This window comes from Deinococcus phoenicis (assembly GCF_000599865.1).
In the GTDB taxonomy this organism is placed as follows: Bacteria; Deinococcota; Deinococci; order Deinococcales; family Deinococcaceae; genus Deinococcus; species Deinococcus phoenicis.
This window is the reverse complement of the sequence record NZ_JHAC01000018.1, coordinates 38057-59912: the sequence shown is the minus strand read 5'-3', so window position 1 is coordinate 59912 and position 21856 is coordinate 38057. Positions and strand designations below refer to the sequence as shown.

Genomic DNA, 21856 nt, shown 5'->3' with positions numbered 1-21856 from the left:
CCTCTTTTTATGCGCTCAGCACGCTATTTTTGCCCCGCAAGCCCCAGGCCCTAAACGGCGTTACAACAGTGCCTGCGCCCCAGGTCTAAGCGTTCCCGGTGGCTATACGGTCAAATTCATCAATCTAAATTCTCGAGCATCGCCTATCTCACTGAGTAATGTAGTACTCGCCAGTACCAGCACTCCAACCCAATACCCCGTGGAGGTTGTGGCAGCGACAGCAACGTGCGGCAGTCAGACTGGCGATTCACTGACCACCACGCCTGCCAGCATTCCGACCATGCGCCGAGTGATCGTACAGTCCGGCACATCGGGACCAAACAATACACAGGTCGTCGGCACGCAGGACGTGGCCCTGACCCTTGATATCCTGAGGCCACAATGAACCGTAACGCTCAGGCCGGATTCACCCTGCTTGAACTCCTGGTGGGCATGGCGCTTATAGGCATCGTCCTCACGGCACTCCTGAACTTCTTCACCCAGGGTGGCCGCGTCTCCACCCAGTCCAGCAGTCGGGCCGATTTACAACAGGAAACACTCAACGCCCAGCAACTGATCGCTGGAAAATTACGCGAGGCATTTTACGTCTGGCCTGTATCACAAACTATTGAGCTGAGTTCAACAGCGGGAAACACAGCAGCCCCAACCTATCGAAACCCGGTACCGGGTACAACGCGTTCGGGAAAATCAACCTGGAAGACGGGTGACGATCCCATTCTGGCCCTGATTCTTCCGCCAAAGACGACCGGCGCCGCCTGCGCTGTAGCCAGCGGAGGAACAGCGGCACAAAACGATGGTTGTTATCTCTTTCTTGCCTATTATCCCGTAAAGCGGAGCGTCTGGGTTGGCAATACAACAGGCAGCAATAATCCCGGGGCAGACACCACCAATGATGAAACCTGGGTTCTGGTGCAATACAAAGCCTACTGGTACACGGGGTTCACACCAAGCTCCACGGCGACGGCTGTCCCAACAGCACCCACAACAGGTGATGCACAAATTCTGGCGGACTATGTGGCCCCTACAGTGGCAACGACTGGTTTCACCACATCCTCCAACACCTACACCATGTTCACCTATACGGCAGCCAATGGGGCCACAACCACAGCGACCAATCCCGTCACCGGCGTCACCCTCAACCTCGCCACCACCCGCACGACCGGCGGCACCACGCTGCGCCTGCCCGGCAGCACAGGCACTTACAGCATCACCGTCTACCCCAACAACCTGGGCAAAGTTACGGCCAACTGAGCGTCTTCAACAATCCCTGAGCCTCCACGTGCCCGCCCGCGTGGAGGCTCTACACTTCCCCCATGCTCGTCTCCGACCGGGTTCAGGACCTCCTCTCGCGGGAGCGCGTGCTGCTCGCGGATCTTCAGGCGTTTCTGGAAACGCAGGGGGCACCGCTGGGGGCCGTCGAGTATGCACGGCAGGCGGTCAGGTCGCTGGACGAGAGTTTCCTGCTGGTGGTGGTGGGCGAGTTCAACGCGGGCAAGAGCAGTTTCGTGAATGCCCTGCTGGGCGCATCCGTCCTGCCCGAAGGCGTGACACCCACCACCGACCGCATCTACGTGCTGGTCCACGGCGACCAGCCCGGTCAGATGGAACCCACCCGCGATCCCTTCGTGAGCCGCCTGACCTATCCCCTGCCCAGCCTGGAGGGGGTAGCGCTGGTGGACACGCCGGGCACCAACGCGATTATCCGCCAGCACCAGGCCCTGACCGAGGGCTTCCTGCCCCGCGCCGACCTGGTGCTGTTCCTGACCTCGGCGGACCGGCCCTTCACGGAGTCCGAGCGGCAGTTCCTGGCTCTGGCCGCCCGCTGGGGTCGCAGCGTGATCCTGGTGGTGAACAAGGCCGACCTCCTGGAAACGCAGGCGCAGCGCGAGCAGGTGCGCGAGTTCGTGGAGACGGGCGCGCGGGGCGTGCTGGGCCTCACGCCGCCGGTCTTTCTGATCAGCGCGCGCGGCGAGCAGCGGGGAGGGGACCCCGGCTTCTACGCCCTGCGCGAGGTGCTCAAGATGCGCCTCTCGGAAACGGAGCGCACCCGCCTGAAACTGCAAAGCCCGCTGGGCACGGCGGCGGAAATCCTGGGCGGCGAGGAGGCCCGCGCCGAGGCGGCCCGCAAGACCCTCACCGAGGACCAGAGCATCCTGCGCGACCTGGAAGCGCAGCGCGAACGCCATGGCGTGACCATGCTGGGCGAACTCGACGGGCAGCTCAACCGCCTGGGCCGCCTGCTCAGCGAGTTCGAGGTGCGCGCCGACCGCTTCATCGACGACAAGCTGCGCTTCGGGAACCTGCGTGGCCTGCTGAACAGCCGCGAACTGGAAGAACAGTTCCGGCGCGAGGCCGTCGCGGACCTGCCTGGCGCCATCGACCGGCAGTTCGGCAGCATGATCGACCGTTTCGTGGAGACGAACCTGCACTTCTGGGAGGACGTGCAGGCCTTCCTGATCCACCGCCAGCCCAGCAGCGAGGTGGCCCGCACGCGCTTTTCCTATGACCGGGGCGCGCTGCTGGAGGGCATTGCCGGCAGTGCCCGCGAACACCTGGAGGCGACCACCGAACATGAACTGGGCCGCCAGCTCTCGCGGGACGCGGAAGACGCCCTCAAGGGTGCGGTGGGCGGTCTGGCGGGCGGCATCGGGATCGGGGCCACGCTGGGGGCACTGATCGGGGCGAGCGCCGTGGACTTCACGGGCGGCATCCTGGCGGGCCTCACGCTGGGCAGCTTGGGGCTGTTCGTGCTGCCCAACAAACGGCTTCAGGCCCACCGGCAACTGCGTCAGAAGGTCGAGGGGCTGCGGGAGGCGCTCGAACGCATCATCCGCCGCGAGTACGAGCGCGAGCAGGAACGCGCCGACGCCCGCTTGCGCGACGCGATCAGCCCCTATACCCGCTTCACCGAGCAGGAGCGGACCCGGCTGGAAAGTGCGCAGACCCGCGCCGCCGAACTGCGTGCCCGCCTGGAAACCTTGCAGACGGAAGTCAAGGCCCTCGGCTAGGCCGCTTTCCGGGCTGCCGGGCGCGCAGCACCTCCGGAAAACTTGACAAGAGCCGCCTCTATCCTTAGCATTGCTTTCGCTTCACCATTGCTGGGGTGGCGGAATTGGTAGACGCACTAGCTTGAGGTGCTAGCGCCGCGAGGCGTGTGGGTTCAAGTCCCATCTCCAGCACCAATGGGCCGCCGGAACTCTGAAGGGTTCCGGCGGTGCGCTTTTTGCCCCCGCTGGACGGCGCGCCCGTCCCCTTCCGCCGGAGGCGTGTGCTACACTCCGTGGCGCATTGCTGGCGCAACGCAGCGGGAACGCCTGAATCTGGTCAGGGCCGGAAGGCAGCAGCCATAAGGGATGATTTCCGGGTGCCGTTGCTTCCCGGCAATGCTTTTTTTGTGAGGCTGGACCGGGGCTGCCTCTGCACGTGGCCCGTCAGCAGGTTAGCCGTTCGGGATTACCGGAGGCCGCCTGGCCCGCAGTTCCTGCTCGGTGACCATGGAGGTGTCGCAGGTGATTCGCTCACCGGTCAGAGTCCAGAGCTGCGGCCGGGTCGGGAAGGCGAGAGGGGCCGGTCAGTGCGGCTCAGCGGGTCTTGGGAATCAGCACCAGCGCCTGCACCTCGCGGACCACCGCCAGCTCGCGCAGCCGCTCGCCGTCCAGATCGCCGGATTTCGCCAGCGCCTCGGCCTTTTTGCGGTCGATGGTGGCGACCTCCAGCGCGGCGGCGTCCCCGAACACGTCGCGGAAGCGGTCGAGCGGGTACTCGACGCGGCGCGACACCTTCAGGTCGGCGCGGTACAGGTCCGTTTCGGCCTGTTCGCCCGCAGTCAGGGCCGCCTTGATCTGCGCGGCCAGTTCGTCACGTTCCAGTTCCAGCCCTTGCAGGGTGTCGCGCAGGGTAGCGTAGCGTTCCAGCAGTTCCTCCAGGAGCGGGGCCGTGGTGGGGTCGGTCATACCCCGACGATACGCGGCGCGGGCCAGTAGCATGGCGGGCATGACCCAACCTCCCTTTGACCCGAACGAACTCGAACGGCGCATTCTCGACGCGGTCCGCCGGGGGGCCAGCATGCAGGACATCGCCGAGCTGCGGCCTGCCCGGATGACCTCGCCGGAAGACGCCATCGGCGCGCTGAAGGACGGCAACGCCCGCTTCTTCTCCGGGCAGGCCACCCGGCCCGAGGCGGACGCCAACCAGCGCCGCGCACTGATCATGGGCCAGACGCCCTTTGCGACGGTCCTGGCGTGCAGCGACAGCCGCGTGCCGGTGGAAATCGTGTTCGATCAGGGCCTCGGGGACCTGTTCGTGGTGCGGGTGGCGGGCAACGTGGTGGAGGGCGGCGTGCTGGGGTCGCTGGAGTACGCCACCGAACACCTCGACGTGCGCCTGATCGTCGTGATGGGCCACGAGGGCTGCGGGGCCGTCGCCGCCGCGATGCTGCCCGCCGACCAGCTCGCCCGCGAACCCGAGAACCTGCGCCACCTGATCACCGCCATCCAGCCCTGCGTCCGCGACCTTCCCCCCATCCGCGACAAGAAGGCCCGGATGCGCGAGGCCGTGCTGAACAACGTCCGGCATCAGGTGGCCGCCCTGCGCCAGCAGCCCGTGATCCAGGCCGCCGAGGCCCGGGGCCAGATTCGCGTGATCGGGGCCTTCTACGAGATCGGCTCGGGCGCGGTGGACTTCCTGATCGAGGAAGAGGACCTGCGGCCCTGAGGCCCTCGTCACTCGTTACAGTAGCGCCGTGAACGGCCTTCCCCTGGACCCCACCCCCCCCGCCCCTGTCCTCGCGGGCGAGCGCGTCGTGCTGGCGCGGCTCCGCCGGGAGGATCTTCCCGAACTCGCGCGGTATTTCCAGAATCTCGAACTCACCACCTACCTCGGGGGGCACGGGGCGACCTACAGCCTGGAAGACGAGCAGGCGTACTTCGAGAGCGTCAGCCGCAGCACGCCTGCACAGGTCACGTTCGGCGTGTACGAGCGGGATAGCGGGCGGCTGATCGGCGGCACCGACCTGCGGAACATCAACCACCGGCACGGCACCGCCGAACTGGGCGTCAGCATCCACGACCCCGCCTGCTGGAGCGGCGGCTTCGGCTCGGAAGCAGTGCGGCTGATGGTGGCGTACGGTGTGTTCCACCTCGGCCTGCACAACATCATGCTGAGTGTCTTTGCCTTCAACACGCGCGGCATCCGCGCCTATGAGAAGGTCGGCTTCAGCGAGATCGGGCGGCGCAGCGGCACCGTCCGGCTGGGCGAGCAGCGGTACGACACCGTGTTCATGGAAATCACGGCGGACCGGGTGGACACCTCCGCCCTGCGGGCACAGATCGGGCTGCTGGACTGACGCGGCCCCCCTTTCCCCCCGTTCCCGGACGCCCAGAGTGCGGCGGACGCGGCGCGTTAGAATGCTGGCCGTCACGCGCCCCCGGCTTCCCAGCGGGCGCGGTTCTACGGTAAGGAGACACTGAACATGGCCGGTCACAGCAAGTGGGCGCAGATCAAGCGCAAGAAGGGTGCGAACGACAAGAAGCGCAGCGCGATGTACTCCAAGCACATCCGCGCGATTCAGGCGGCGGTGCGGTCGGGCGGGAGCGGCGACCCGGCGGGCAACCTCAGCCTGAAAAACGCCATCGCGGCGGCCAAGGCCGACACCGTCCCCGCCGACAACATCGAGAACGCGATCAAGCGTGCGGTGGGGGCAGCAGAAGGTGCCGCCGAATACAAGGAAGTCACCTACGAGGGCTACGGCCCCGGCGGCACCGCGATCTTCATCGAGACGCTGACCGACAACGTGAACCGCACGGTGGCCGACATCCGCGCCGTGTTCAACAAGCGCGGCGGCTCGCTGGGCACCAGCGGCTCGGTCGCCTGGCAGTTCGAGAAAAAGGGTGTGATTCTGCTGCCCGACGCCTCGGAGGCCGCCCAGGAAGCCGCCATCGAGCACGGCGCGGAGGACATGCAGGAATCGGAGGACGGCCTGGAGATCAGCACCGCCCCCAACGATCTGTATGCCGTGCAGGACGGGCTGGCGGCGGCCGGCTTCCGGGCCGAGAGCGGGCAGATCACCATGATCCCCACCAACACGGTGGCCGTGAGCGGTGACGACGTGCGCAAGCTCATGACCCTGATCGACTCGCTCGAAGACCTCGACGACGTGCAGAACGTCTATTCCAACGCGGAATTGCCGGAGGACGTGGAGGCGTAAAGGGTGGGACGGAGCAGAGGGGCGGAGGGCCAACGGGTGCCTCCGCCTCTCTGCCTGGTGGAACGGCCCGCTCAGGACTCACGCCTGTCCCGTGTGGGGATGACATGGGGTTGAACAACCGCTGGATGGCCGCCTTTTTGAAAGACGTGGGGGATGCCTTCCCGGAACTGCGGCGGGAACTCAACCCCATCGTGGGGCGGCATGGGCCGTCCGGACTCGCCCTGCTGCCCGTCCTCCATCACCTTCAACGAATGGTCGCCCACGGCGAGACCGTCCCGCTCGCGCAGATGGTTGCCCTACTGGAACAGTACTACTGCCCGGACGATGAACGGCTCAAACCCTTCAACGACATAGTTGAGCAGTGCATCTTCGACTCCCTGACCTTCCACTGCCGGGGTGGACGGGCCTCCTGGCTGGTTTTCACGCCCAGGCTCCGACGAGCGTACAGGCGCTGGATCACCGAGGGGTTGGGGTTTCCCTGGCGGAACTTCGCGCCCTACAACCCCGGCGATCTGCCGGACGGCTGACGCCCGGGGTTCTTCCTGCCCCCTACAGCATCAGTGCCCGCGCGTTCCCGCCCACGCGGTCCCACAGCGTAAAGGCGGCGCGCGCTCCGGGCCGGATGATTCCCTCGTCGTCCCACCCGGCGGCGAGGGCGGGGCCTCGGGTATGTGCCCAGAGCACGTCCTGCTCCGTCAGGGCCTCCCGCGGCGCGAGGCGGTGGCCCGTGTCGTCCACGCGGGTCATGGCCGCGGCGAAGTTGGCGCGGTACTCGGGCGGCGCGACCGGGGCATCGGACCCGAAGGCCAGGACCGCCCCGGCGTCCCGCAGTGAGCGGAAGGCGTAACTGGTCTCTGTCAGGTGCGGCAGCAGCTCGCGGATCATCGCGCCGTCCGCCTGGAGGTGAATGGGCTGCGCGCTGACCGTGAGGCCCCGGAAACGGGTGATGTCTTCCGGGCGCAGATGCTGGGCGTGTTCGATCCGCAGGCGCACCCCCTTCTCGGCGGCGAGGGGGCGCAGGGCGTCATAGGCGTCCAGCACCTCGGTATTCGCGCGGTCCCCGATCGCGTGCGTGACGGGCGTCAGGCCCAGGCGCAGCGCCTCGGCGCCCAGCTCGCGGATCAGCTCGGGCGGGTCGAGGGGCATTCCGGTGCCGCTGCCGTCCGCGAAGCCGGGGGCGTGCAGCCAGGCCGTGCGGCTGCCCAGCGCCCCGTCCGCGAAGAACTTCACGCCGCCCCACTGGAAGAGGCCGCCGGGATTGAGGCCCAGGCCCAGCTCGCGGGCGTGCGGGAGGCGGGCGTGCGGCAGGGTGGCCCAGATTCTCAGCGGCAGTTCTCCCCGCGCCGCGAGGGTCTGGAGGGCACGCGGCGCTTCCGGGGCCTCGAAGGCCATGGTGTGCGCGCTGACGTAGCCCCGCGCGGCGAGGTCGTCCGCCCCGGTTCTGGCCGCCGCCAGGAACTCGGCCTCACTGGGAACGGGCATGACGCGGGTGACCAGGGCGCTGGCGCTTTCCAGCAGCGTGCCCAGGGGACGCACGATCTTCCCGCCCTCGGGGTCGGGGGTGTCCGGGGTCACGCCCGAGAGCCGCAGCGCCAGCGCGTTGGCCCAGCTCAGGTGCAGGTCGCGCGAGTACAGCAAGACGGGGTGGTGGGGGCTGACCTCGTCCAGCAGGGCGGCGGTCGGATAGTCGCCCAGGCCCAGTTCGCTCAGCAGGAACCCGCCGCCGCGAATCCAGGTCCCGGCGGGCAGGGTGCTGGCCCGCTGCGCCACCCGCGCCTGCACCTCGGACACGCTGCGCGCGCCGTGCAGGTTGAGTTCCGAGAGCGAGAAGCCGTAGGCGACGAGGTGAATGTGCGCCTCGGCCAGCCCCGGCGTCAGGGTGAGGTCACGGTGATCAAGGACACGGGCGCGGGGGGCCTGGGCGCGGACCTCCTCGCGGCTTCCGGCCGCCAGCACCCGCCCGCCGCCGACGAGCACCGCCTCCGCCTGGGGACGGGCATCGTCGAGGGTGAGGGTGGTCGCGTGAATCACGGTCAGGTCAGTGCCGGGCGGGAGAGTCATGCCCCTCAGCCTAAGCCAGCCGCAGCCTGAAGGGAGGGTGAAGTTTCGTACTCGCCCTTCTCAGGGCGCTGCTAGACTGCGCCTATGCCGCGCATCCTTGTCGTGGATGACGACGCCGCCATCCTCAAACTCATCAGCGTGATCCTCAGCCGCGCCGGGCACGAGGTCCGCACCAGCAGCCACCCGGTCGAGGCCCTCGATCTGCTTCAGGTGTTCACGCCCGATCTGGTCATCAGCGACGTGGTGATGCCGTACATGACCGGCCTGGAGTTTCTGGAAAAGGTGCGCGACCACGAGAAGCTGGGCGCGCTGCCCTTCGTGCTGCTTTCCAGCCACGCCGAGCGTGACGACGTGCGCCGGGGCATGAACCTGGGTGCGGACGACTACCTGCCCAAGCCCTTCACGCCGCAGGACCTGACGACCGCCGTGGACGCGAGGTTGCGCCGCGCGGGCCTGACCCTCCAGGGCGAGAGCGGCATGTCGGCGCGGGGGCTGGGGACGGCGCAGGTCGTGTGGCAGGGCACGCCCGTGTCCTGGGTGTCACGCAAGGCGCTGGAGCTGTTCTTCTACCTGCTGGAACACAAGGAAGTCACCTCCTGGGAGGCCGCCGAGGCGCTCTGGCCGGAAAAGGACGAGGCGCGGGCCAGCAGCCTTTTCCACACCACCCTGCACCGCTTGCGCCGCAGCCTGAGCGGCGAGGCGGTCATCAGCACCAACCGCCGGTATGCGCTGGCCGCCGACCTGCGCCCCGACTATGACGTGGCCCGCTTCGAGCTGCTGGCCGCGCAGGCCGAGCAGGGCGCGCTGGGGCTGGAGGAACTGCGCGAACTGACCGGCCTGTACGGCCACTTTCTGCCCGGAGCCGACAGCCCCTGGGTGGACGACGTGCGCTCGCGCCTGGAGCAAAAGCAACTGAGCGTGCTGGGGCTGGCCGCACAGGCCGCCACCCAGGCGGGCCGCGCCAAGGACGCCGCCACCTTCCACCAGCGGGCGCTGGCGCTCGACCCCATGAGCGAACTCGACTGGCAGGGCCTGACGCGGGCACTGGACACGATCGGCGACCCCCGCGCCCGTCTGGCCGCCCAGCGCGAAGCGTGGTGGGCCGTGGACCTGGATTGAGCGGCTGGGACTGAGCGGGTGGGACTGGGCGGGTGGGGCCGTTGCCCATCCGCTCAGAGCAAGACCGGATAGGCCAGCGTGCCCTCGTAGATCGCGCGGCCCACGATGGCCCCGTGGATGCCCTCCTCGGCGAGCAGCCGCACGTCGGCCTCGTTGGCGACGCCGCCGCCCACGATCAGGGTATTGGTCCAGAGCTGGCGCACCTGCCGCATCAGGGCGCGGTCCAGGCCCCTCAGGGTGCCGTCGCGGGTCACGTCGGTAAAGATCAAGGTTTCCAGGCCCGCATCGGCTAGGGCGGGCGTGAGTTCCGCGACGCTCACGCCGCTGCCCTCGGCCCAGCCGTGGGTGGCGACTTCCAGACCACGCGCGTCGAGGCTGACGACCACCCGTTCGGGGCCGTGGGCGGCGATCAGGGTGCGCACCAGTTCCGGGTCCTTCACGGCGGCGGTACCGATCACCACCCGCTCCACGCCCGCCCGCAGCAACTCCTCCGCCGTCTCGCGGTCCCGGATGCCGCCGCCCACCTCGGTGGGCACACCCAGCTCGGCGGTGATCTGCCGGATCACCCGGCGGTTCTCGCCGCGTCCGGTGGCGGCATCGAGGTCCACCAGATGCACCAGCGGTGCGCCCAGCCCGGCCCAGTGGCGCGCGGCGGCCAGCGGCGACTCGAAGTACACCGTCTCGCGGTCGGGGTCCCCCTCGTACAGGCGCACGGCGCGGCCCGACTGGATGTCCACGCACGGGATGATCAGGGGAAGGGAGGCCAGGGGCGTGCCGGTCATGCGGGCAGGATAGCGGCCTGCCGCCCGTGGGTCGGGCCTGCCGGGCGGGGAGGAGGGTAGACTCCGGGGGTCGTGCGTATCGGGATCGTCACCGCCACCTACCTGCCGTCCCGCAACGGCGTCGCCACCAGTACGGCGCTGTATGCACGCGGCCTGCGCGCGCTCGGCCACGAGGTCCGCATCTTCGCGCCGCGCCACCCGCAGGAACCCGCGCACGAGGACGGCGTCTACCGCCTGAACAGTTCCTTTGCGGGCGCGCGGGCGCTGGGTGCCCCCGCCGACTACCCGGTGATGCTGGCCCCGGGGCCGCTGCTGACCTCGCGGCTGCCGCTGCGCGATCTGGACGTGCTGCACACCATGCACCCCTTTCTGGCCGGACGGCTGGCCCTGACGTGGTCGCGGCTGGCGAACGCCCCGGTGGTCTTCACGGCGCACACCCAGTACGACCAGTACCTGCACTACGCGCCCATGCCGAAGCGGGTGGGGCGCGCGATGCTGCGCCCCCACGTGGCCGCCTTCGCGCGGCGGGTGGACACGGTGCTGGCCCCGGGCCGCGCGATGGTCGAGATGCTGCGCGAATACGGCTTCGGGGGCGAGGTGGGGCTGTTTCCCAATCCGGTGGACCTGGCGGCCTTCCGGCAGGCGCGGGGCCAGGCCTTCCGCGCCGAGTACGGCGTGCCGCAGGACGTGCCGCTCGTCATGTACCTGGGCCGCCTGGCCCCCGAGAAGAATCTGGAAGTGATGCTGCGGGCCTTTGCCCAGGCGCAGGCCTCGCGCCCGGACCTGCGCCTGCTGGTGGTGGGCGACGGCCCCAGCCGGCAGGAGGCGCAGGCGGGAGCGCCGCAGGGCGTCACCTTCACTGGCCCGGTCCCCTACGCCCGCGTGCCGGAAGCCCTGGCCGCCGCCGACGCCTTCATGACCGCCAGCACCAGCGAGGTGCTGCCCATGAGCATGATCGAGGCGCTGGCCGCCGGTGCCCCGCTGGTCGCCGCCCGCAGCCCCGCCGCCCTCGATCTGGTGCAGGAGGGCCTGAACGGCACGGTGACGGACGCTGCGCCCGAAGGGCTGGCCGCCGGGCTGCTGGACGTGCTGGACCCGGCCCGCCTGCCCGCCTTGCAGGCCGGGGCACGCGCCAGTGCGGTCCAGTACGACCTGCCGACCCGCGCCGCCGCGCTGGAGGAGGTCTACGCGCGGACAGTGGCGCGGGGACGCACCCGCAGCCGCTTTTCACGGTAGGGCCATGCCGGGACAGATCCCCGAACCTGTCTGAGCCGCATGGCCTTAGAGCATTTGTCCGAATTACACCGTTGGAGAGAAAGCGCCTCCAACGGTTCCATTCTCCCAAACGCTCTTCCTCTTTCACTCGCTGTCTTGGGCAGAACGGACGCCCTTGAGGACGCCTGCCCGCCCGCTCGGTCAAAAAGAAGGTCTCTTTTTGACAAATGCTCTAGGAAGCTGCGGGAGAACCCGTGGTGACGACGGCGCACCCCAGACGGCAGACCCAAAGGCAAAAGCCCCCGCAACCTTCGCGGGGGCCTTGTGCTGTGGTGCCGAGGATGGGACTTGAACCCACACGCCTCGCGGCGCTAGTCCCTGAAACTAGTGCGTCTACCAATTCCGCCACCTCGGCAACCTCTGGTATGTGCGCCCGCGCAGGAGCGCGTTTCAGGGCTTGCTTACTTTAGCGGCGGTCCCCCGAACTGTCAACCGGGGGCCGGCTGGGGAGAAGAAGAAACCACCAGGGGAAGGCGGCCTGAGCCGGGCCAGCAGGAAAAGGCGAGGCCCACCGGACCCCGCCCTCTCCCCTGCCGGCTTACTTCACCAGGCCGAGCTTGCGGACCTCGTCGCGTTCCTCGGTAAGTTCCTGGGCGGTGGCGTCCATCTTGCCCCGGCTGAAGTCGGACACGTCCAGGCCCTGCACGATCTCGTACTGGCCGCCGTGCGTGCGCACGGGGAAGCCGTAGATCAGCCCTTCGGGGATGCCGTAGCTGCCGTCGCTGGGAATGCCCATGCTGACCCACTCGCCCTCGGCGGTGCCCAGCGCCCAGTCGCGCATGTGGTCGATGGCCGCCGACGCGGCGGAAGCGGCGCTGCTGGCCCCGCGCGCCTCGATGATCGCCGCGCCGCGCTTGGCGACGGTGGGGATGTAGGTGGTCTCGTACCACTCGCGGTCCACCAGGTCGAGGGCGGGCGTGCCGTTCACCGTGGCCTGCGAGAGGTCGGGGTACTGGGTGGAGGAGTGGTTGCCCCAGATGATCACGTTCTTGATCGCGGTGACGGGCGCGTCCGTCTTCTCCGCGAGCTGCGAGATCGCGCGGTTGAGGTCGAGGCGGACCATCGCCGTGAACTGTTTGGGGTCGAGGTCGGGGGCGTTCTGCTGCGCAATCAGGGCGTTGGTGTTGGCGGGGTTGCCCACGACCAGCACCTTCACGTCACGGCTGGCCACCTTGTTCAGCGCCTCGCCCTGGGGCTTGAAGATGCCGCCGTTGGCCCCCAGCAGGTCGCCGCGCTCCATCCCGGCCTTGCGCGGCATCGCGCCGACCAGCAGGGCGTAATCGGCGTCCTTGAAGGCCACCATCGGGTCGTCGCTGGTGATGACGTCGGCCAGCAGGGGGAAGGCGCAGTCGCGCAGCTCCATCACGACGCCCGCCAAGGCCTTGAGGGCGGGCGTGATCTCCAGCAGTTGCAGGATCACAGGCTGGTCCTTGCCCAGCATGTCGCCGGAAGCGATGCGGAACAGCAGGCTGTAGCCGATCTGCCCGGCAGCGCCGGTCACGGCCACACGAACGGGTTGCTTGGTGCTCTGGTTCATCGTCATGGTGATGCCCTCCCGAAAGGTGAAGTTTTTCGGCCCATCCTAACGCCAGGGGCGGCCCAGGGGCGGGGGCGTTCCCCTGGGGGAGACAGGGGGAGAGGGCACAGCAAAATCTCACCAAGGGTAACAGAATGAACGGGGCTGTACCTCTCCGCAACTGTCTACTCGTTTAGCTTTTGAGAGGCCTTCTCGGCATATCTAAGGCGCTTGAGTTCTAAAGTGGACAACTTATCTAATATAGAACTGTATATCTCTATTACAAGATCATACTCTCGATTCTTCCAGGCCTCCTCTGCCTTCTCTTTAACGGGTAAGTTAAAGTAACGATACATTGCTTCAGCGCTAACTCTTTCGCGTTCAAATAAAATCCTCTCAAGTGAATCTCTCTCAGCCAAGATTAGCCCGATGGCATATGACTTCAACGCCTCAACAAGTAGATTAAAGACAAGGTCGGTCTTATTTGTGTATGGATACAAAAATAAAGACTTCCTATTATAAGCGGGCAAAATGTCATTTAAAGAAAATCTCTCATAGATTAGCTCATTCGATAGAACATTAAAGATGCACCTAATCTCTCCCGAAGACCTACTCTGAATGATTAACAGTTTTGAAGTGGCAAATTCATACCGTAATCCACGGTCATCCACATTAACAGAAATGAAACCGTCCAGCTCCTCTAGATACGAGAGCAGTCGCCCTAGATGCTCCCAATGTGCTGATTCCAACTTCATGTTTACCTATCCTGGACGTGTTCATTACTGAGGGTTACATCGAGCACCCCGACACACAACCTGAAGTTTCTTGATCTCCCCTACGCCTTACTCCTTCCCTCAGATCGGCGCGTCCTCCTGAAACCTCGGCTCGCGCTTCTCGCGCAGACTGGCGAGGCCCTCTTTCACGTCGGGGCCGGTGAAGCCCAGGAACTCCAGGGCGAGGCTGGCGTCGAAGGTCGGCCCGGCCTGCCTCAGCCAGTTGTTCAGGGCGTACTTGGTCCAGCGGACGGCGGTGGGGCTGCCCGCTGCGAGCTTGCGCGCCACCGTCCAGGCGCGCGGGAGCAGCTCCTCGTCGGGGACGCACAGGCTGACCAGGCCGATGCGCTCGGCTTCCTCGCCGCTGACAGGTTCGCCGGTCAGGAGGTGGTATTTGGCCTTGTTCAGCCCGCACAGCAGGGGCCAGATAATCGCGGCGTGGTCGCCCGCCGCCACGCCGAGGCGCACGTGCCCGTCGAGCAGGCGCGCACTTTTTGCCGCCACGCTCACGTCGGCCAGCAGCGCCACCGCCAGGCCCGCGCCCACACAGGGGCCGTGAATGGCGCTCACGATAGGCTTACCGCAGTTGACGACGTTGTAGACGAGGTCCCGCGCCTCGCGCCACACGCGGGCCAGGGCGGTGAAGTCCCCGCTCATCTCCTCGATCAGCGTGAAGTCGCCGCCCGAAGAAAAGCCGCGCCCCTCGCCCCGGATCAGCACGCAGCGGATACCGGACGCGGCGTCGATGTCGCGCCACACGTAGGTCAGCGCGCGGTGGGCATCCGCGTTCACGCTGTTGAGCGTCCCTTCGCTGCGGATGACGAGTTCGAGCAGGCCGCCCCCGTGCAAGGTCAGGTCCAGGCCCGGGTACGCTCCCGGCGCGGTCAGTTGCTCGGCGCTCAGTGAATGTGGGGTCATGGGCGGAGGCTAACACTCTGCCGCGTCAGGGCAGCCCAACCAGCCCCAGCGGATTCACCAGCGCCGTCTCCGTCCCCAGTTCGGCGGCGAGGCCCGCGTCCGGCACGCCCGGCGGCCCGGCCAGCAGCAGCGTCGGGCGGGCTTCCAGGGCGATGCTGCCGGTGTCGTCCAGCCTGGAGAGCAGCGCCTCGAAGGTCCAGTCGTGTGCCCACAGCCGCTTGACGGCGTGCAGGGCGGCGGTGCCGGGGGGCGTAACGCGGGCGGCCTCCACCCCCCGCCCACCTGGTCGCCGGGCGTGGACCTCGCCCGCACTCAGGCCCGCGTTGCCCAGCGCGCGGTAAAAGACCTGCACGCCGTCGTCGAGCAATGAACTGGTGCGGATGAGAGCCTGGGCCTGGGCGGCCAGCCTTTCGAGCAGGTCCTCGTCCAGGCGGGCCGGGTTCACGGGCGCAAGCAGGCGCGCGAGCTGTTCGGGCAGGTTGGCCGTGCGGTAAAACGTTTCCTCGAAGGCCGCAGGCACCAGCATCGCGGCGGGCACGCGGTCAGGGTGCGCCGCCAGCCGCCGTATTTCCGCGCCCACCTGCGTTCCTGGGAACCGGGCCGCCTCCGCCAGCGTCAGCATGGGGGCAGCTTAACGTGCAGCAGGCTGGCGACGGCTGTGTTCCGTCCCTGCTGGCAGCCAGGGGCAATACTGTCCGCATGACCCCCGACCCCGACGCCCGGCGCTTTCCCATCGGCCCGCTTCAGGACCTGCCCCGGCGGGACGCGGCCATGCTGGCGGAGGTCGCGGCGCGCATGGAGGACACGGCCCGCCAGTGGCGCGCGGCCCTGGCCGAGCTGGCCCAGGCCGTCCTGACCCGCAGCTACCGCCCCGGTGCATGGACGGTGGCGCAGCTCGCCCACCATGCGGCGGACGCGCACCTGCACGGGCTGAACCGCCTGCGCTTCGGCCTCACGACTGAGGAATACGTGATTCAGCCCTTCGATCAGGAGGCGTGGCTGGCCCTGCCCGACGCGGCTCTGCCTCCCTCGGCGGCGCTGGCCCTGCTGGACGCGGCGAATCTGCGCTGGGGGGCGCTGCTGCGTGGGGTCGCCCCCGAACACTTCGCCCGCCGCGTCATGCACCCGCAGGAGGGCGAGCAGGACCTCTGGCGGCTCCTGGCCAAGCACGACTGGCACCTGCGCCACCACTTGGGGCACGTGCGGCTGGTGCTGGCCGTCACGGCCTCCTGAGCGGCGGCTCCGCCGATGTCACGACACCTCAATCTTCCAGGTGCGCGTGATCGTTGTAGGTGAGCAGGGTCCAGCGGCCCGCCTCACGGGTCAGGCGGGTCAGGCCGGTGTGGGCCAAGCGGTAGGGAAAGGGCAGGACGTAATCCGGCTGGGGCGTCACCGGCCAGCCGAACAGGTCGCACAGCAGCGCGCGGAGGGCGGCCCCGTGCGTGAAGGCGGTGACTGTGCCGCCGGGCAGTTCCTCCGCCCAGCCGCGCAGGCGGGCCGCGACCTCGCGCAGGCTCTCGCCGCCCGGGGCGGGAAGGGTCCAGGGGTCACGCTGCCACGCCGCGTAGCCGGGGTCATGCCGGACCTCGGCGCTGGAGACGCCCTCGTAGTCGCCGAAGTGCAGTTCGCGCAGCCGCACGTCGAGGGTCAGCGGCTGACCCGGCAGGGCGAGCAGAGCGGTGTCGGCGGCCCGCTGGAGGTCGCTGGCATAGACCCGGCCCGGATCACGGCCCGCCAGCCGCCGCCCCAGCCGGCGCGCCTGCTCGGTGCCGAGGGTGCCCAGCGGCGTGTCGGTCCAGCCCTGCCAGCGGGCCGGTCTGGGAGGCGGTCAGGGCCGGGCCTCGGGGTCAGGCTCCTCGCTGGAGGTGTCGGCGTCCCCGGCCAGGGGCGGCACCGGACGGGGTTTGCCGTCCTCGTCCACCGCCACGAACACGAAAAAGCCGGTGGTGGCGAGCTGCTGCTCGCCCGAGGCCATGTTCTCGCGGTACACGTCCACCCGGATGGTCATCGAGCTGCGGCCCACCCGGACCACCCGCGCGTCGAGGGCCACCGCGTCTCCCACCCGGATCGGGGTATGAAAGTCCACGCCGTCCATGCGGGCCGTCACGACCGCGCCGCCCGCGTGCCGCACCGCCGCGACGCTGGCCGCCTTGTCCATCAGCGACAGCACGAAGCCCCCGAAGGCTGTGCCGAGATAGTTGGTGTCCTTGGGAAACACCAGTTCCAGCATCCGGGCGCGGCTGCGGGGGGCGGGGGTGGTGGCGGGTTGGGCCAGGTCGGGCCGGGCGGGGGAGGGACGTTCAGACATCGCGCCGAGTGTAGCGGGCGGCGCCGCATTTGCCCCTGCCCGCTTTTCATTCGGCGCGTTTCCAGAATGGGGGGGAGACAATTGACACCCTCTGCCCCCCGTGCCAGCATGACGGGCACACTCAACTTGTACTGCGTCCAGGGCCGCGAGGCCCGGCTGGCCCCTAGCTTTCTGCCGGATCACCGGCACCGGAGGTTTCCTATGCAAAGGCGCACCCTCGTTTCCCTCGTCCTCGCCCTGGCGGCCGGTTCGGCGCTGGCCGACAAGGTCGTGAACATCGGCTACAGCGGCCCCCTCTCGGGCGGCGCGGCCTTTTACGGCAAGGACGTGCAAAGCGGCATCGACATGGCGATCGGCGAGATCAACAAGGCGGGCGGCGTGACCGTGAACGGCGAGAAGGTCACCTTCAAGCTGGTCGCGCTCGACGACCGCTACCTGCCCAACGAGACGGCCACCAACGTCAAGCGCCTGACCAGCCAGGGCATCGACGTGATTTTCGTGCCCCACGCGGGCGGCATCCTGACCGTGCAGCCGCTGGCGACCCGCGACCCGAACTTCCTGCTGGTCGCGTACTCCAGCGAGCCGAAGATTCTGGAGGCGAAAAACCCCCTCACCTTCATGCTGCCGCCCCGCTACGACAACTACGTGGCCCCCTTTGTCAGCACCGAGATGAAGGCCTTCGGCAAGAAGCTGGGGCTGGTCGGGACCACCAGCGCCTACGGCAAACAGTGGACCGAGGCCGTGACCGACGAGTGGAAAAAGCAGGGCGGCACGGTCGGCAGCAACAACGGCGTGGACTACGGCACCACCGTGGACTATTCCAGCGCCGTGACCAAGGCCCTGGCCGAGAAGCCCGACGTGCTGTTCGTGGGTGGCCCCAGCCAGCCGACCGCGCTGGTGATCAAGGCGGCCCGCGAACAGGGCTTCAAGGGCGGCTTCATCGTGATGGACCAGGCCAAGTTCGAGCAGATGAACCAGATCGTGCCGCAGGCGTACCTGGACGGCTCGGTCGGCGTGCTGCCCACGGCGCAGTACCCCGGCGCACCCGTCTTCGTCGCGCAGTACCAGCGCCTCTACAAGAAGATTCCGACCAGCGAGGCGGCCCTGAACTACGTGGGGATGCACGCCGTCGCCCGCGCCATGGCCCTGGCGGGCACCACCACCGACCCGGTCGCCATTCGCGCCAAGCTGGGGGCCGCCGTCGCCGCGCTGCCCAAATCCGTCGCGATCTACAGCCTCAAGGGCGTGACCCCCGCCGGACACCTCGACGCCGACGTGGTCGCCGCGAGCGTGAAGAACGGCAAGTTCACCAAACTCCGTCTGCCCAACCTGAAGTAAGCCGCCTGCACCGCGCCCCGTCCGCATGAGGGGCGCGGCCTTCATTCTCTGGAGACTGTCCTTGACCACCTTCTTGCAACAACTCTTCAACGCGCTGGCGCTGGGCGGCGTCTACGCGCTCGTGGCGCTGGGGCTGACGCTGGTCTACGGCGTGATGCGGGTGCCCAACTTCGCCCACGGCGGCCTGTACATGCTGGGCGCGTACTTCGCCTACGCCGCGCTCTCGGGGCTGGGGGTGCCCTACGTAGCCGCGCTGCTGCTGGCGGCGGCGGGGGTGGCCCTGCTGGCCGCCCTGCTGGAGCGCGCGGTGTTCTATCCCCTCAGGAACGCGCCCCACGTTCACTCCATGATTGCCGCCATCGGCGTGCTGTTTTTTGTGGAGGCCGCCGTGCAACTGATCTGGGGGCCGGACTTCAAGCAGATCGCCGAACCGGTCCCGGGCATCGTGAACCTGGGCGGCGTGATCATCACCTGGCAGCGCGTGCTGGTCATCGCCGCGTCCGTGCTGGTGGTGCTGGGCCTGAACTACTTCCTCAAGCGCACCCTGACCGGGGCCACCATCGAGGCCATGAGCCAGAACCGCGAGGGCGCGCGGCTGGTGGGCGTGAACGTGAACCGGGTCGGGATGCTGACCTTTGCGATCTCCGGGGGGCTGGCCGCCGCCGCCGCCGCCCTCATCGCGCCGATCATCTCGGTGGCCCCCTCGATGGGCGAGGTGATGAACCTCAAGGTCTTCGCCATCATCATTCTGGGCGGCATGGGCAGCGTGCCGGGCGCGATCGTGGGCGCCTTTCTGCTGGCGCTGGCCGAGGTTTTCGGCGGCTTTTACATCAACCTCGATTTTGCCGACGTGATCGGCTTCGCGATGCTGGTGCTGGTGCTGGCGATCAAGCCCGAGGGCCTCTTCCGGAGGGGGACGTGATGCCAGTGAGCGCCCCCGCACGAACCCGGCCGGAAGGAGCAGGAACCGTGAGGGACACGCGCAGGTGGAGGGCCGGGCGGTGTCCTGCCGTGCCGGCACGCGACCGGAGCGTGATCCGATGAACCGCGCCGCCTTCAAACCCGGCCCGTGGGGCTGGCTCGTCATTTTTGCCCTGGCGGCGCTGTTGCCGCTGCTGAAACCCGGCGGCTATGTGCTGGACATCGGGATCAACATCATGATCTGGGCCATGCTGGCTTACGGCCTGAACGTGATGCTGGGCTACAGCGGCCTGCTGTCGCTGGCGCACGCCGGGTTTTTCGGCATCGGCGCGTATGCGGTGGGCATCCTGACCCTCAAGGCCCACTGGAGTTTCTGGCTGGCCCTGCCGGCAGGCGTGCTGATCAGCGCGCTGGGTGGCCTGCTGCTGGGCCTGGTGGCCTTCCGCACCCGGGGGGACGCCTTTGCGATCTTCACGCTGGGCGTCGGGGTGATTCTCCAGCTGGTCATCAACAAATGGGACGCGCTGACGGGTGGCAACGAGGGCCTCAACGGCGTGCCGCCCGCCACCAGCCTGCTGGGGATCGACTTTTCCAAGGGGGCCAACTTCTATTACGTGGCCCTGGCCGCGCTGGCCCTGACGGTGCTGGTGGTGGCGCGGACACGGGGCAGCGTGTTCGGGCGCTCGCTGGTCGCCATCCGGGGCGGCGAGGACCTGGCCCGCAGCGCCGGAATCGACGTGTATACCCACAAGCTGCGCGCGCTGATGCTCTCGACCGCCATCGCGGGGCTGGCGGGCGGCGTGTACGCGGCCTACGTGGGCTTTCTGGGATCAAGCGTGACCGGGCCGGTCACCACCTTCACGGTGCTGCTGTACCTGCTGGTGGGCGGCGTGGGGACATTGGCGGGGCCGCTGCTGGGCACGGCCCTGATGTACGGCCTGACGCAGTCGCTCAAGGGCCTTCAGGATTACCAGTACATCGTGTTCGGGCCGCTGCTGGTGCTGCTGGTGATGTTCGTGCCGCAGGGCCTCGCCGGGCTGTGGGACCGTGCCCAGGCGCGCCGGGTCGCCGCACGGACGGAAAGGACGGTGGACCATGCCTGAGGCCGCGCCTGAACCGGTGCTGGAGGTCCGGGACCTGGGCATCCACTTCGGCGGGCTGCACGCCGTCCGCGACGTGACGGCGAGTGTTCCGGCGGGGCAGATCACCGCGATCATCGGGCCGAACGGGGCGGGCAAGAGCACCTTTTTCAACCTGATCTCGGGCTTTTATCAGCCGACCTCGGGGAGCATCCGCTTTCTGGGCGAGGACATCACGCGCCTGAAAACGCATCAGGTGGTGGCGCGCGGCATCGCCCGGACCTTTCAGACCACCACCATCTACAAGGAACTCAGCGTGCTGGACAATGCCATGATCGGCCACCGCGTCCGCACCCGCGCCGGGCTGCTCGACGCGCTGCTGCGGACAGGCCGCGAGCGCCAGGACGAGCAGGGGAGCCGCGCCGGGGCCATGCGGGCGCTGGAACGGGTCGGGCTGGCCTCTCAGGCCGGGCGGCCCGCCGGGGCACTCACCCAGGAGGGCCAGAAGCGCGTCGGCATCGCGATGGCGCTGGCGAGCGATCCCCGGTTGCTGCTGCTGGACGAACCCGCCGCCGGAATGAACCCCGAAGAAACTGTCAGCCTGATGGGCCTGATCCGCGAACTGGTGGCGGGCGGCCTGACGGTCGCGCTGGTGGAACACAAGATGAGCCTGGTGATGGGCCTGGCCGACCGGATTCTGGTGCTGCACCACGGCCAGAAGATCGCGCAGGGCACGCCCGCCGAAGTCAGCCGCGACCCCACCGTGATCGAGGCGTACCTGGGCGGCCACGCGCACGGCGGGCAGATGGGCCAGCCCGGACAGGCCGGAGGGTCCCATGCTTGAGGTTCGTGACCTGAGCGTGAATTACGGCCCCTTCCGGGCGCTGCACGACGTGAACCTGACCGTGCAGGGCGGCGAGATCGTGGTGCTGCTGGGCGCGAACGGGGCGGGCAAAAGTACCCTTTTCCGCACCCTGAGCGGGTTGCAGCGGCCCTCGGGCGGCACGGCGACCTGGAACGGCACGCCGCTGACGGGCGGCCGGCCCGAGTTCAACGTGTCGCGGGGCGTCTCGCAGTGCCCGGAAGGCCGCCTGCTGTTTCCCGACCTCAGCGTGGACAAGAACCTGCGGCTGGGGGCCTTCGTCCACCGCCAGGACGCCGCCGGGAACGCGCGGGAACTGGAGCGGGTGTATACCCTCTTTCCCGCACTGGTGGAAAAGCGCCGCGCGCCTGCCGGGAGCCTCAGCGGCGGGCAGCAGCAGATGGTGGCGATTGCCCGCGCGCTGATGGCCCGCCCAGAGCTGCTGCTCCTCGACGAACCCTCGCTGGGCCTCGCGCCGCTGGTGGTCGAGCAGGTCTTCGAGGCGGTGCAGCGCGTGAACGAGGCGGGTGTCAGTGTGCTGCTGGCCGAACAGAACGCCTTCGCCGCGCTGGGGATCGCCCACCGGGGCTACGTGCTGGAAGGCGGGCGCGTCTCGCTGCAAGGCTCCCAGGCCGAGCTGCTCGGAGACGACCGCGTGCGGAGCGCGTACCTGGGCGTGTAGCACAAGGTTGAGGTGGG

The 21856-nt window shown here is 68.3% G+C and carries 22 protein-coding genes, 2 tRNA genes, 1 other RNA gene and 1 pseudogene; 16 read left to right on the top strand and 10 right to left on the bottom strand.

The window, feature by feature from the left end:
- Positions 1–381 precede the first annotated feature (381 nt).
- From DEIPH_RS06380 to ffs, 4 genes are all read left to right on the top strand, one after another.
- Positions 382–1251 carry a type II secretion system protein gene (locus tag DEIPH_RS06380; RefSeq protein ID WP_034355610.1) on the top strand — a complete coding sequence of 290 codons (870 nt, stop codon included), beginning with the start codon at positions 382–384 and terminating at the stop codon, positions 1249–1251.
- Between the two features lie 62 nt (positions 1252–1313).
- A complete protein-coding gene (locus DEIPH_RS06375) occupies positions 1314–3008 on the top strand; it encodes a dynamin family protein (RefSeq protein WP_034355607.1) in 1695 nt (564 codons plus the stop codon).
- Between the two features lie 89 nt (positions 3009–3097).
- Positions 3098–3182 (top strand) — tRNA-Leu (locus DEIPH_RS06370).
- Between the two features lie 106 nt (positions 3183–3288).
- An RNA gene (ffs, locus tag DEIPH_RS19195) (signal recognition particle sRNA small type) lies at positions 3289–3387 on the top strand.
- Positions 3388–3581: 194 nt separating this feature from the next.
- Here ffs and DEIPH_RS06365 read toward each other — a convergent pair.
- Positions 3582–3953 (bottom strand): hypothetical protein, encoded by a 372-nt coding sequence (locus DEIPH_RS06365; RefSeq protein WP_034355604.1) that lies wholly within the window; start codon positions 3951–3953, stop codon positions 3582–3584.
- A 40-nt stretch (positions 3954–3993) separates the two neighbouring features.
- Here DEIPH_RS06365 and DEIPH_RS06360 point away from each other — a divergent pair, with 40 nt between their 5' ends.
- The 4 genes from DEIPH_RS06360 to DEIPH_RS06345 all read left to right on the top strand — a co-directional run bounded on the left by DEIPH_RS06360 (position 3994) and on the right by DEIPH_RS06345 (position 6732).
- Positions 3994–4713: a carbonic anhydrase gene (locus tag DEIPH_RS06360; protein ID WP_034355602.1), complete on the top strand. Its 720-nt coding sequence runs from the start codon at positions 3994–3996 to the stop codon at positions 4711–4713.
- A gap of 28 nt (positions 4714–4741) precedes the next feature.
- Positions 4742–5344 (top strand): GNAT family N-acetyltransferase, encoded by a 603-nt coding sequence (locus DEIPH_RS06355; RefSeq protein WP_235183183.1) that lies wholly within the window; start codon positions 4742–4744, stop codon positions 5342–5344.
- Between the two features lie 126 nt (positions 5345–5470).
- The gene (locus tag DEIPH_RS06350) at positions 5471–6205 is read left to right on the top strand and encodes a YebC/PmpR family DNA-binding transcriptional regulator (RefSeq protein ID WP_034355598.1); all 735 of its coding nucleotides are present in this window, start codon (positions 5471–5473) and stop codon (positions 6203–6205) included.
- Positions 6206–6309: 104 nt separating this feature from the next.
- A complete protein-coding gene (locus DEIPH_RS06345) occupies positions 6310–6732 on the top strand; it encodes a hypothetical protein (protein ID WP_034355594.1) in 423 nt (140 codons plus the stop codon).
- A gap of 22 nt (positions 6733–6754) precedes the next feature.
- Here the strand turns inward: DEIPH_RS06345 and DEIPH_RS06340 are convergent, their stop codons facing one another.
- Positions 6755–8266, bottom strand: a complete 1512-nt coding sequence (locus tag DEIPH_RS06340; RefSeq protein WP_034355592.1) for an amidohydrolase — start codon at positions 8264–8266, stop codon at positions 6755–6757.
- Between the two features lie 84 nt (positions 8267–8350).
- Here DEIPH_RS06340 and DEIPH_RS06335 point away from each other — a divergent pair, with 84 nt between their 5' ends.
- Complete coding sequence (locus DEIPH_RS06335; protein ID WP_034355589.1) at positions 8351–9385, top strand: response regulator; 1035 nt, start codon at positions 8351–8353, stop codon at positions 9383–9385.
- Between the two features lie 53 nt (positions 9386–9438).
- On the opposite strand, the gene hisA is transcribed toward DEIPH_RS06335, so the two are convergent.
- Complete coding sequence (hisA, locus tag DEIPH_RS06330) at positions 9439–10167, bottom strand: 1-(5-phosphoribosyl)-5-[(5-phosphoribosylamino)methylideneamino]imidazole-4-carboxamide isomerase (protein WP_034355587.1); 729 nt, start codon at positions 10165–10167, stop codon at positions 9439–9441.
- A 72-nt stretch (positions 10168–10239) separates the two neighbouring features.
- Between hisA and DEIPH_RS06325 the strand changes: the two genes are divergently transcribed.
- Entirely contained in the window at positions 10240–11403 is a 1164-nt protein-coding gene (locus DEIPH_RS06325; RefSeq protein ID WP_034355584.1) for a glycosyltransferase family 4 protein, read from the top strand.
- 309 nt (positions 11404–11712) lie between these two features.
- Here the strand turns inward: DEIPH_RS06325 and DEIPH_RS06320 are convergent.
- From DEIPH_RS06320 to DEIPH_RS06305, 5 genes are all read right to left on the bottom strand, one after another.
- A tRNA-Leu gene (locus DEIPH_RS06320) sits at positions 11713–11797 on the bottom strand.
- Positions 11798–11980: 183 nt separating this feature from the next.
- Positions 11981–12985 (bottom strand): malate dehydrogenase, encoded by a 1005-nt coding sequence (locus DEIPH_RS06315; protein ID WP_051517195.1) that lies wholly within the window; start codon positions 12983–12985, stop codon positions 11981–11983.
- 158 nt (positions 12986–13143) lie between these two features.
- Positions 13144–13713: a hypothetical protein gene (locus DEIPH_RS19725; RefSeq protein WP_152544835.1), complete on the bottom strand. Its 570-nt coding sequence runs from the start codon at positions 13711–13713 to the stop codon at positions 13144–13146.
- 99 nt (positions 13714–13812) lie between these two features.
- Positions 13813–14649, bottom strand: a complete 837-nt coding sequence (locus tag DEIPH_RS06310; RefSeq protein ID WP_034355581.1) for an enoyl-CoA hydratase/isomerase family protein — start codon at positions 14647–14649, stop codon at positions 13813–13815.
- 25 nt (positions 14650–14674) lie between these two features.
- On the bottom strand, positions 14675–15271 hold the full coding sequence (locus DEIPH_RS06305) for a hypothetical protein (RefSeq protein ID WP_034355578.1): 597 nt from the start codon (positions 15269–15271) through the stop codon (positions 14675–14677).
- Between the two features lie 77 nt (positions 15272–15348).
- Between DEIPH_RS06305 and DEIPH_RS06300 the strand changes: the two genes are divergently transcribed.
- Entirely contained in the window at positions 15349–15882 is a 534-nt protein-coding gene (locus DEIPH_RS06300) for a DinB family protein (protein WP_034355574.1), read from the top strand.
- A gap of 28 nt (positions 15883–15910) precedes the next feature.
- On the opposite strand, the pseudogene DEIPH_RS06295 reads toward DEIPH_RS06300, so the two are convergent.
- Positions 15911–16450: pseudogene (locus tag DEIPH_RS06295) on the bottom strand (histidine phosphatase family protein); the annotation flags it as partial.
- A 27-nt stretch (positions 16451–16477) separates the two neighbouring features.
- Positions 16478–16957 (bottom strand): acyl-CoA thioesterase, encoded by a 480-nt coding sequence (locus DEIPH_RS06290; RefSeq protein ID WP_051517193.1) that lies wholly within the window; start codon positions 16955–16957, stop codon positions 16478–16480.
- Between the two features lie 201 nt (positions 16958–17158).
- Between DEIPH_RS06290 and DEIPH_RS06285 the strand changes: the two genes are divergently transcribed.
- From DEIPH_RS06285 to DEIPH_RS06265, 5 genes are all read left to right on the top strand, one after another.
- Positions 17159–18295 (top strand): ABC transporter substrate-binding protein, encoded by a 1137-nt coding sequence (locus tag DEIPH_RS06285; RefSeq protein ID WP_034355571.1) that lies wholly within the window; start codon positions 17159–17161, stop codon positions 18293–18295.
- Between the two features lie 61 nt (positions 18296–18356).
- Positions 18357–19217: a branched-chain amino acid ABC transporter permease gene (locus DEIPH_RS06280; RefSeq protein WP_034355616.1), complete on the top strand. Its 861-nt coding sequence runs from the start codon at positions 18357–18359 to the stop codon at positions 19215–19217.
- A 118-nt stretch (positions 19218–19335) separates the two neighbouring features.
- Entirely contained in the window at positions 19336–20319 is a 984-nt protein-coding gene (locus tag DEIPH_RS06275) for a branched-chain amino acid ABC transporter permease (protein ID WP_034355568.1), read from the top strand.
- On the top strand, positions 20312–21139 hold the full coding sequence (locus DEIPH_RS06270; RefSeq protein WP_034355565.1) for an ABC transporter ATP-binding protein: 828 nt from the start codon (positions 20312–20314) through the stop codon (positions 21137–21139). Before DEIPH_RS06275 ends, DEIPH_RS06270 begins: the two co-directional genes overlap by 8 nt.
- Positions 21132–21839, top strand: a complete 708-nt coding sequence (locus tag DEIPH_RS06265) for an ABC transporter ATP-binding protein (protein WP_034355562.1) — start codon at positions 21132–21134, stop codon at positions 21837–21839. The genes DEIPH_RS06270 and DEIPH_RS06265 overlap by 8 nt, the downstream gene beginning before the upstream one ends.
- Positions 21840–21856: the final 17 nt, after the last annotated feature.